The organism is Mycobacterium neglectum, from assembly GCF_002591975.1.
In the GTDB taxonomy this organism is placed as follows: domain Bacteria; phylum Actinomycetota; class Actinomycetes; order Mycobacteriales; family Mycobacteriaceae; genus Mycobacterium; species Mycobacterium neglectum.
Genome location: NZ_NVQE01000001.1, coordinates 389,270 through 399,264, shown reverse-complemented (window position 1 = coordinate 399,264; position 9,995 = coordinate 389,270). Strand labels below are relative to the sequence as shown.

Below are 9,995 nucleotides of genomic sequence, written 5' to 3'. Positions count from 1 at the left end.
GGGCGGGGGCGGCGGCGGCGGGTTGATGATGCGCAGGATGTCCGGCTTCATCTGCTGCAGCTGCGCACCCCAGTACCCCCAGCTGTGGGTGCCGTTCGGCGGGAAGTTGAACACCGCATTGCGACCGCCCGCGGCCTGGTACTTCTCCTGGAACTCCTTGTTCGTGCTCAGCGTGATGTTCTCCAGGTAGGCCGCGCTGAACTGCGTGCCGAAGCCCCCGCCGCCGGCGTCCAGGTCCGACGACGCACCATTGCCGCAGTACACCCACAGCGCCGTGCGATTGGCCACCAGCCGATTGATGTTGAGCATCGGGTCATTTCGCTGCCACGCCGGGTTGTTCGGCGGCCCCCACATGTCGGTCGCCTTGTAGCCGCCGGCGTCCATCATCGCGAAGCCGATCAGCGTCGGCCACATCCCCTTCGACGGGTTCAGGTATCCCGACAGCGATGCGGCGAAGAAGAACTGCTGCGGATGCCACGCGGCCAACGTCAGTGCTGCTCCACCCGACATCGACAGTCCCACAACGGCATTGCCCCGCGGGTCCTGCCCTCGGTTGGCCATCAGCCAGCTCGGCAGCTCGTTGGTCAAGAAGGTCTCCCACTTGTAGGTGGTCGTCCCGGCGAAACCGCTGGCCGGCGCATACCAGTCGCTGTAGAAACTCGACTGTCCGCCGACGGGCATCACCACGGACACACCCGACTCGTAGAACCACTCGAACGCCGCGGTGTTGATATCCCACCCGTTGAAGTCCTCTTGGGCACGAAGGCCGTCGAGCAGATACACCGAATGCGGTCCGCCGCCCTGGAACTGGACCTTGATGTCGCGGCCCATCGACGGCGACGGCACCATCAGCATCTCGACCGGCAGGCCCTCCCGCGAATACGCCGAGGCCTGCGGCGACGGAGCCACCATCACGGCCGCAGCCATCATCAGTGCACAGATGACCAGCCTGCCGACACGACGCGCGAATCCCTCCACCACAGCGCGAAACTAACAACGCCGCTGAATACTCCGGTGCTCCCGCGCTCGGCAGTGATCAGTCTGTTATCGGGATGAGATTTGTCGTGACACTTCGCCGTAGCGCTCGATGCGGTCGGGATCGGCCAGCGCGTTGTACAGCACGACACGCGTCGCGAGGCCCCCGTACTTCGAGACCAGCGCGTCGGCCAGCCCATCCCACGTCGACTCGGTCGCGAACGTCGCGATGTGCTCGTCGCTGATCTGAGCCGCCATCCCCTTGAAGTCGCCGGCCTTCTGTTTCTCCCGAATGCGCGCCGTCGTGCCCTCGAACCCGGCCTCGTCCCAGATGAACGCGTAGTTGGGGGTGCTCCCGTAGAAGCTCATGCTCGCCCGGACCAGTTCCCGCTCGCGAGCCCGTTCCTCGTCGCTGTCGCCGACGATCGTCATCACCGGCACGATCACCGCGACATCGTCCGGCGAACGGCCCGAATTGGCCGTGCCCTCAGCGATTTTCGGCACCACATGCCGCTCGATATAGCCGGGCTCGCCGAGCGGGTGCACGTGCACGCCGTCGGCGACCTCGCCCGCCATGCGCAGCATCCACGGATTCACCGCTGCGATGTCGACCTCCGGGTCCGGCGCGTCGATGGGCCCCGCGCTCCACTGTGGGCTGATGAAGTCCAGGTTGTAGAACTCGCCATGGTGGTCGAGTTTGCCGGTGCGGAAAGCGCTGAAACACGCCTTGACCGCGAGCACGTAGTCGCGCAGCCGTGGACCGGGATGCTCGAAGTCCGCGCCGTAGCGCCGCACCACATGGGTGCGCACCTGCGTGCCGAGGCCGAGCCGGAACTTGCCGTCCGTGGCCTCCTGTAGTTCCCACGCTGAGGCCGCCGTGACGAACGGGCTGCGCGGAAACGCCACCGCGACGCCCGTCGACAATTCGAGCCCCGGCGCGGCCTGCGAGGCCACTGCCGCATTGAGATACGCGGTGCGACCGGTCTCGGTGAACAGCAATCCGGAGAACCCTGCGTCCTCTGAACGACGGGCGAGTGCGCCGATCGTGGTCAACGGCTGCGGGGTGATCATCGCGTCGACGTACACAGTGGCACCGTACGCGTGCCACGCATCGATCGGATCTTGCCGCGTCGGCGCAATCGCTGGTTGTCCGGCCAGTCCTGTCGTACGCTCGCGGCATGGAACTACTACGCAACGTAGTTGTACTGCTGCACATCGTCGGCTTCGCCATCACCTTCGGCGCCTGGGCCGCCGAGGCAGTGGCGAAACGGTTCCGCTTCACCCGCGTCATGGACTACGGACTGCTGCTCTCGCTGCTCACCGGATTGGCGCTGGCCGCGCCCTGGCCCGCGGGGATCGAACTGAACTACCCGAAGATCGGCGTCAAGCTCGTCATCCTCGTGGTCATCGGCGGACTGCTCGGCATGGGCAGCGCACGGCAGAAGCGCACCGGAAACCCCGTGCCTCGTCCGCTGTTCGTCGCCGTCGGCCTGCTGTCCTTCATTGCGGCCGCCGTGGCGGTCCTGTGGTGATGGTGCATTCTGCGTCCTAGGCGCCATTTCGACGCCATGGTCGTTCAAATGGTGATTTGCCGCGGAATCACAACCGTGGTGTCGATCTCGCGCGTAGCGCTGGAAAGCCGTCCATGGCCGCCGGCCTCGGTATTGCCGGCGCGTGCATTGCCGCCCGTTACGACCCCGCAGAGGATGAGACTTATGAGGTTGATGTTGCTGCGGGTGTAATCGCGACAAAAGACGCAGGTGTTTCGCCAACGTCAGTTCAGGCGCGAGCGCTCGCGCGGAGAACCGGACGGGCCACCGGCTGGCACTACGATCGGCCGGATGAGCCCATCGACGACCACTCGATGGCAAACCCTGTACCGCCGGTTTCTCGCACTGGTGGTGCGGCCGACTGCACCACCGATCTGGCTGGGCGTACTCGTCGCGGCGGGCTTCATCGCCGCCGAATTGGTGCTGGTCGAGCAGCTGAAGCGGGTAGCGCCGGAGAATGCGTTCGGCGCGGTCTTCCTGCTCGGCGTGCTCGTGGTGTCGGCCGGCTGGGGCTTCGGCCTCGCGGTGGCGACGTCGTTGGCGAGTGCGGCGGTATACGTCTACATCCACTCCGAGGGTGCCGACAGTTTCGTCCCTGCCGTCCTGGTGTTTCTGAGCCTGGCGCTGCTGGCCAATGTGTTGGCGGGACAGGCGCGCCTGCGTGCACTCGAGGCTGAGCAGCGCCGACTGGAAGCCGACCTGTCTGCCGAGCTCGCGCGATCGACCCTGCGCGCCGAAGATCTGAACGCCGCCCTCGACGCGGCCGGCTGCCGGCTCGCCGACGTGCTGGATCTGCCGTTCGCCGTCCTGGATCCGTCCGACGTGCCGGGCGACGACGGACGTGCTGCGATCACACTGCGCGATGGCGGCGAAGTGGTTGGCAGGTTGATGGTTCCGGCGAACCTGCCCGCCGCGGCGCGGCAGCGAGTCGAACGAATGGTGCCCTCGCTCGAGGCATTGATGGCCGCGACCCGCGATCGCCAGGAAATCACCGCCGCGTTGACCGCACTGGTCAAACAGCAAGCTGCGCTGCGCGCCGTCGCGACCCTGGTGGCACGCGGCGCCGAACCCTCCGAGGTGTATCCGGTCGCGGTGTCCGAGCTGGCCCGAGGCCTCGGCGTCGAGCACGTGACGCTGGTGGGGTACGACGACGGTGTCGGCGTCGTGCTGGCCACCCGCGACAGCCCGGACCGCGCGACCATGATTGTGGGGGAACAGTTTCCGCTCGCCGGCGACAACTTGAGCGCACAGGTCGTCCGCACCGGCGAGCCGGCGCGGATCGACGACTACAGCACCGCCAAGGGCGCGATCGCCGATCGCATGCGCGGGTTGAACGTGTGCTCCGGAGTCGGTGCGCCGGTCATCGTCGACGGAAAGGTACGCGGTGGGCTGATGGTGGGTTCGATTGTCGCCGAACCGCTGCCGCCGGAAACCGAACACCAGGTGGGAGACTTTGCCGACCTACTCGCGACTGCGATCTCCAACGCGGAGAATCGCGCCGCCCTCAAGGCGTCACGCGCGCGCATCGTCGCCGCGGCCGATGAGGCGCGCCGAGGTTTCGAACGCGATCTGCATGACGGAGCGCAGCAGCGGATCGTCTCCCTCGGACTGCAACTGCGGGCGCTGGAGACCTCTGCACAAGGGTCGACGCGCGAAGGCATCGACCGCGCTGTCACCGACCTGATGGAAGTGCACGAGCATCTGCAGGAGATCTCGCGCGGCATTCACCCGGCGATCCTGTCGCGGGGCGGCCTGGGGCCGGCGATCAAGACCTTGGCGCGACGCTCGGCGGTGCCTGTCGTGCTGGACGCCGGCATGGACCGTCGACTGCCCGAGTCGATCGAAGTGGCGGCGTATTACGTTGTCGCCGAAGCGCTGACGAACACCGCGAAGTATGCCCAGGCATCCGAGATTCAGCTGCATGCATCGTGTGATGACCATGAGCTTCGGATGACGATCAGCGACGACGGCGTCGGGGGAGCAGTCGCCGACGCCGGCGGCTCGGGACTGATCGGGCTCAAGGACCGGGTCGAGGCGGTGTCGGGGCGAATGGAGATCGCGAGCCCCGCAGGCGCAGGCACGACGCTCACAGTGACGATCCCGCTCGGCGGGTGACGGCTAAATCTCGACCTCGGCCGCACGAGCCCGTCGATGGTCGTCTTCGGCGACCAGATCGTTGATCGAAATGGCCTCTCCACGGCAATGCGAGGTCCACGTCTTGGCGATCACGATTGCCAGCGCACCGAGGAGTACAAGCAGGGCCGCTGTGGTGACAGCGATCAAAATAATTGCGTTGGTTGCGATATCGGCCCCTTGGTTCGGCCCTCAGTACACCCCTGATCAGCCCCGACGTCAATATCGACCCACCCGATGGCTCGAATTTGGGATGGAAAATAGCTGCGCCCCAAATAATTTAGGGCGCAGTCACGCCTGCTGAAACGGCAGCGTAGACTGAGCGAGCAGCGCCGGTACTTCGTTATATGGCTGTTCAAGGTTGTGTCGTCGGCGATTCGCAGCATCTGGCCGGTACGCGGTCAAGACAGGAGCGTCGCGATGACGCTACGACCAGTTTCTGCCGCCGCCGCCCCGCAACGCACGATGCCGGAACACACGCCGCGATTGCGATTGAAACCCAAAGCTCCTCGGAGTGGATTTGTCGACGGGGCATGGTGGCCGCACGGCTACGACCTCAACTCTGAGCTTCCAGATCTGTTGGCAGTGTTGTCAGTTCGGCTCGGCCCCATTGATCGCGTGTTGTTCAACATCAACGAATGGTCCAAACCGACCCCGAAACTCCTTTCCGGTGGGCGAGCGGTGCGGCTCGACGGACATCAACGTCAGCCGGTCAACACCGTGGAGGTCGTCGGTGCTGACGACGCCAGAATCACCCTGCTGGTAGTGCCGCCGGACTCCGACCCGGAGGGGGCACACGACGCGCTGATGGCTGCGGCGGCGCCCAGCGACGAGTCGCCTGTCGACGCTCTGCTTGTGAACACCGTTCGATAACAGAAAGAAAGTGAAGAAAATGTCAGAGGGCACTGTCAAGTGGTTCAACAGCGAAAAGGGCTTCGGCTTCATCACTCCGGATGGCGGCGAAAAGGATGTGTTCGTCCATCATTCGGAGATTCAGTCGAACGGCTATCGCTCGCTTGACGAAAATCAGCGCGTCAAGTTCGACGTCACCCAGGGCCCCAAAGGCCCCCAGGCAGTCGGCGTAACCACCATCTAGCTCCCACCAATTACGGAAAAGGATTGAAATGGCTTCAGCAGCAGTAACATTCCGCACGCCTTACGAGAATCGCGTTGGGCTCGTCAAGGACACGATCGTGGCTCACTCCAAACTCAATGACAAGGCTGCCGATGAGCTGGCCGAGCATGTCCTGCAAGCGTTGGACTCCATCCCCGAGAAGATGCGCTGATCGACGGTGACAGTCACCGTGACTCTCCCTGACGGGGGAGCCGACGACTACCTGCGCTTCGGTGACGCCTATGTCAAGCATGCCGACGGCACGCTCGATGTCCTCCGCAATGGGGCAAAGGAGTCACACCACTACGAATCGGGCGGATGGACCGACGTGGCTGGTGATGAAAAGAGTTGGAAAATGGGCTTCTTCGGGCGCTGATCACCTCACATCTGGTCTGGTGACTCGACGACTTGGGTGTATTGTGGAAGGTGTTGGGAACCCAGCCACTCCGGAATGAGACAGCCGTCAGCCGCTGATCTTGTAGAGCAACCGCTCACGCCCGGTCATGCAGGTGCCAACCGCAGGTCTGGATCACGTTGAAACAATTGTCTACTTTTCCTTTACTGACTAATTCCATTGTCGAGCAACCCTTTTCCCATCCGGTGCACTTTGGCATTCTCACAACGCATCCGCCGACTGCGTGCGGACTCGCGACCTTCAGCGCAGCGCTCTCCGAAGGACTGACCGCCGACGGCGCTGAGGTCAGCGTGGTCCGGGTGGCCGACGACGGATCGCCGCCCTCGAGTGACCGCGTCGTCGGGGAGCTGGTCGCCGATTCACCGGCATCTGCGTCTGCGGCCGCCGAGTTGCTCAACCAGTGCGACGTCGCGATCATCCAGCACGAGTACGGCATTTACGGCGGTGTCGACGGTGACGATGTGGTCGACGTCCTCGAAGGACTGCGCGTGCCATCGATCGTGATCGCGCACACCGTTCTCAAAGATCCTACTGCACACCAGCGTTCAGTGCTCGAAACCGTCACCGCGGCCGCGGACCGTGTGGTGGTGATGTCCGAGGCGGCCAGTCGACGACTGTGCCTGAACTTCGACGTCGACCGTCGCAAAATCGTCACCATCCCGCATGGCGCCACTGTCCCGAAGGCCGCCGCGGCGAACCAGTGGGGCAGACCCACCCTGCTGACCTGGGGCCTCATCGGTCCGGGTAAGGGCCTCGAGAGGGTGATCGGCGCGATGACGTCGCTTGCCCACCTTCCCGGCCGTCCGCGGTACCTCGTCGCCGGGCAGACGCATCCCAAAGTGCTGGCCTCACAAGGCGATGCGTACCGCAACGGATGTATCGAGCAGGCGCGTCGCGCCGGGCTGGCCGACTCGGTGTTCTTCGACGCTGACTACCGCGACGTCGCTTCCCTCAACGCTCTTGCTCAGTCCGCCAGCGTTGTCGTGCTGCCTTACGATTCCACCGACCAGGTGACTTCAGGCGTGCTGGTCGACGCCGTCGCCAGTGGCCGTCCGGTGGTCGCCACCGCTTTCCCCCATGCCAACGAACTGCTGGCCAGTGGGGCCGGCATCGTCGTCGATCACGACGACCCCGACGCCCTCGCGTTGGCGCTTCGCCGGATCATCACCGATCCCCGGGTGGCAGGCTCCATGGCCGCGGAGGCCCGTCGCCTGGCCCCGACGATGTCGTGGCGTGTGATCGCCGGTGCATATGTGCGATTGGCGCACCGCGTGCTCGCCGAGCGGCCGGCACTCGTATGACCACGACTCCGGCCCCGGTGTTCGACCACCTGCAGCGACTGACAGACCATCGCGGCACATTCGAGCACGCCCGACTGACCGAACCCGATCCCGATCACGGCTACTGCACCGACGATGTGGCGCGGGTGTTGGTTGTCACCACCCGGGAGCCCGGCCTGGATCGCACACTCAACGGTGTCGCCGGAACCGCGTTGCGGTTTCTGGGCGAAGCGCAGACGCTCACCGGCGCCTGCCGCAACCGGATGGACAGCAAGGGCAACTGGATTGACGAGCCCGCCCTGGAGGACGCCTGGGGGCGCTGCCTCTGGGGCCTGGGGACCGCCGCCGCGCACAGCGATGTCGTCTGGGCCCGGCAATCGGCCATCATGCAGTTCGAGCGCGGTGCGCAGGCACGGTCGGCATGGCCACGGGCGATGGCATTCGCGGCGCTGGGCGCCGCCGAGATGCTCGCCTACGACCCCGAAAATCGGGCGGCGCGGTTACTGATCATCGACTACGCGGCCTCGGTCGCCGAACCCAACGGTGACCCGGCGTGGCCGTGGCCCGAACCGCGACTCACCTACGCGAACGCGGTCCTGCCCGAGGCGATGATCGCCGCGGGCGCCGTCCTCGAGGACGCGTCGCTTCGGCAGCGCGGTCTGGACCTGTTGGCATGGCTTCTCAACTGCGAAACGACGGACGGTCGCCTCTCGGTCACTCCGGTGGCAGGCAGGGGACCCGGTGACGAAGGGCCGGCGTTTGACCAGCAGCCGATCGAGGTGTCCACGCTGGCCGACGCATGTGCCCGCGCCGCCACCGTCGACAGCGACGCGATGTGGCCGGACGGCGTCCGCGCCGCAGCGGCCTGGTTCCAGGGTGTCAACGACGCGGGCCAGGTGATGTGGGATCCCGAGACGGGCGGCGGATTCGACGGCCTGCACGCCGACGGCGTGAACCGCAACCAGGGCGCAGAGTCGACACTGGCGGTGCTCTCGACGCTGCAGCACGCGCTACGTTTTTCTGCAGTGCCGCAATGACTTCGGTGCGGTCCGGACTCGTCACGCGCAGTCCGTTGCGACTCGCAGCCGATTCGTCGCGGGTCATCACCCGACTGTTCGTCCCCGGACAGGAGGGTTTCGAGCATCAAGACTCCCGCGCGGGCGCGGTGCTGAACCGAATCTTGGCGCTGGACGAGAACGAGGTCCGCGCGTCGCTGGACGATGTCGTCACGCGCTTCGGCTGGCGTCACCGCGACCTGGACGGCGTATTCCGGGCGCATGCCCGTGAACTCGCCGATCGGCTCGACGCGGCAGCCGAACTGTCCGACGCGCGAATGATGTTGCTAGGTGCGACATTCACGAGCGAATACGCCATCGAAGGCGCGGCCTTGTGCAATCCCAGCATGGTGGCGCACCCGGACCAGACGGGTATCCCTTCCGGCAGCCTGCGGTTCGTGATGAGTGTGCGCGGCATCGGGGAGGGGCACATATCGTCGATCGGATTCCGTACCGGCGTCATTGACGCGACAGGTGCGACGACGATCGATGCTGCCGCTCCGTACGCGACGGCGGGAGGCGCTGTGCCGGCTCTGCTCGACGCTGTGGTGTTGCGAAGCGAGCTCTCCAGACTGCGCGAAGCCGGAGAGGGCGCTGATTACGTGCTCGACGCGCTCGGCGACCGGTTCACTCGAAATGACCTCGACGAACAACTCGACAGACTGCAAAGGCACCGCAGGACGCGCGGTCATGCGTCCGAGACGATTTCGCTGATTCGGGAAATCGCCGACCGGTTCTATGGGGTCGAGTTCGCCGAGGACATCCCGCTTGCCGAGCGGATTCTGTGGCCGGCGATGGGTGCGGAGGCCGCTGGTATGGAGGACGCGCGTTTCGTCCGGTTCGTCGACGACGATGGGTCGGTCACCTACTGCGCGAGCTACACGGCATACAGCGGCACGCGTATCAGCCAGCAGTTGCTCGCAACCAAGGACTTCAACTCATTCACCTCGACGCCGATGGTCGGCCGCGCCGCCGCCAACAAGGGTTTGGCGCTGTTTCCCCGCCGATTCCGCGGTCAATTCGCGGCCATGTCGAGGTCGGACCGCGAAACGAATTCGTTCGCGTACTCGGACTGCCCGTTTGTGTGGACGGAGTCCGTGCCGTGTCAGCAGCCGACTCAACCGTGGGAGGTGCTCCAGCTCGGAAACTGCGGGCCGCCCATCGAAACCGAGGCGGGGTGGCTGGTGCTCACCCATGGTGTCGGACCGATGCGAACGTACCGGATCGGGGCGATATTGCTCGATCTGGAGAACCCGTCACGGGTAGTCGGGCAGCTCCGCGAGCCGCTACTGAGTCCCGGGGCCGACGAGCAGGACGGCTATGTCCCGAACGTCGTCTACTCCTGCGGCGGGATCGTGCATGCCGGAGTACTGGTCGTGCCCTACGGAATCGGTGACGCCACTATCGGGTTCGCGAGTGTCCCGGTGTCAGAGGTCCTCGACGCGATGGAGAGCGCTCGAAACTGAGCTTGTG

12 protein-coding genes are annotated in these 9,995 nt (G+C 65.4%); 9 read left to right on the top strand and 3 right to left on the bottom strand.

The annotated features are described in order from the left end of the window. Both CSQ99_RS01940 and CSQ99_RS01935 read right to left on the bottom strand, forming a co-directional pair. Nucleotides 1-930: esterase family protein (locus CSQ99_RS01940; protein WP_099037366.1), on the bottom strand; the 930-nt coding region annotated here is incomplete at its 3' end. 114 nt (nt 931-1,044) lie between these two features. Beyond that, nucleotides 1,045-2,061 (bottom strand): TIGR03617 family F420-dependent LLM class oxidoreductase, encoded by a 1,017-nt coding sequence (locus tag CSQ99_RS01935; RefSeq protein ID WP_099037314.1) that lies wholly within the window; start codon nt 2,059-2,061, stop codon nt 1,045-1,047. Between the two features lie 92 nt (nt 2,062-2,153). On the opposite strand from CSQ99_RS01935, the gene CSQ99_RS01930 reads away from it, so the two are divergent. Then, a complete protein-coding gene (locus CSQ99_RS01930) occupies nt 2,154-2,507 on the top strand; it encodes a Fe-S protein (protein ID WP_099037313.1) in 354 nt (117 codons plus the stop codon). Nucleotides 2,508-2,816: 309 nt separating this feature from the next. Beyond that, the gene (locus CSQ99_RS01925; protein WP_176560819.1) at nt 2,817-4,640 is read left to right on the top strand and encodes a GAF domain-containing sensor histidine kinase; all 1,824 of its coding nucleotides are present in this window, start codon (nt 2,817-2,819) and stop codon (nt 4,638-4,640) included. Nucleotides 4,641-4,643: 3 nt separating this feature from the next. Here CSQ99_RS01925 and CSQ99_RS30890 read toward each other — a convergent pair whose 3' ends face one another. Further along, nucleotides 4,644-4,808: a hypothetical protein gene (locus tag CSQ99_RS30890; RefSeq protein ID WP_176560818.1), complete on the bottom strand. Its 165-nt coding sequence runs from the start codon at nt 4,806-4,808 to the stop codon at nt 4,644-4,646. Between the two features lie 315 nt (nt 4,809-5,123). Here CSQ99_RS30890 and CSQ99_RS01920 point away from each other — a divergent pair, with 315 nt between their 5' ends. The 7 genes from CSQ99_RS01920 to CSQ99_RS01895 all read left to right on the top strand — a co-directional run bounded on the left by CSQ99_RS01920 (nt 5,124) and on the right by CSQ99_RS01895 (nt 9,988). Further along, complete coding sequence (locus CSQ99_RS01920; RefSeq protein ID WP_342746660.1) at nt 5,124-5,531, top strand: DUF5994 family protein; 408 nt, start codon at nt 5,124-5,126, stop codon at nt 5,529-5,531. 19 nt (nt 5,532-5,550) lie between these two features. Next, complete coding sequence (locus CSQ99_RS01915) at nt 5,551-5,754, top strand: cold-shock protein (RefSeq protein ID WP_099037312.1); 204 nt, start codon at nt 5,551-5,553, stop codon at nt 5,752-5,754. A 28-nt stretch (nt 5,755-5,782) separates the two neighbouring features. Beyond that, nucleotides 5,783-5,944 (top strand): DUF6307 family protein, encoded by a 162-nt coding sequence (locus CSQ99_RS31205; protein WP_245908610.1) that lies wholly within the window; start codon nt 5,783-5,785, stop codon nt 5,942-5,944. Between the two features lie 6 nt (nt 5,945-5,950). After that, on the top strand, nt 5,951-6,148 hold the full coding sequence (locus tag CSQ99_RS01910) for a hypothetical protein (RefSeq protein WP_099037311.1): 198 nt from the start codon (nt 5,951-5,953) through the stop codon (nt 6,146-6,148). Nucleotides 6,149-6,306: 158 nt separating this feature from the next. Beyond that, nucleotides 6,307-7,488 carry a glycosyltransferase gene (locus CSQ99_RS01905; protein ID WP_425437749.1) on the top strand — a complete coding sequence of 394 codons (1,182 nt, stop codon included), beginning with the start codon at nt 6,307-6,309 and terminating at the stop codon, nt 7,486-7,488. Further along, a complete protein-coding gene (locus CSQ99_RS01900) occupies nt 7,485-8,504 on the top strand; it encodes a glycosyltransferase (protein ID WP_099037309.1) in 1,020 nt (339 codons plus the stop codon). Before CSQ99_RS01905 ends, CSQ99_RS01900 begins: the two co-directional genes overlap by 4 nt. Continuing rightward, complete coding sequence (locus CSQ99_RS01895; protein ID WP_099037308.1) at nt 8,501-9,988, top strand: glycoside hydrolase family 130 protein; 1,488 nt, start codon at nt 8,501-8,503, stop codon at nt 9,986-9,988. The genes CSQ99_RS01900 and CSQ99_RS01895 overlap by 4 nt, the downstream gene beginning before the upstream one ends. Nucleotides 9,989-9,995: the final 7 nt, after the last annotated feature.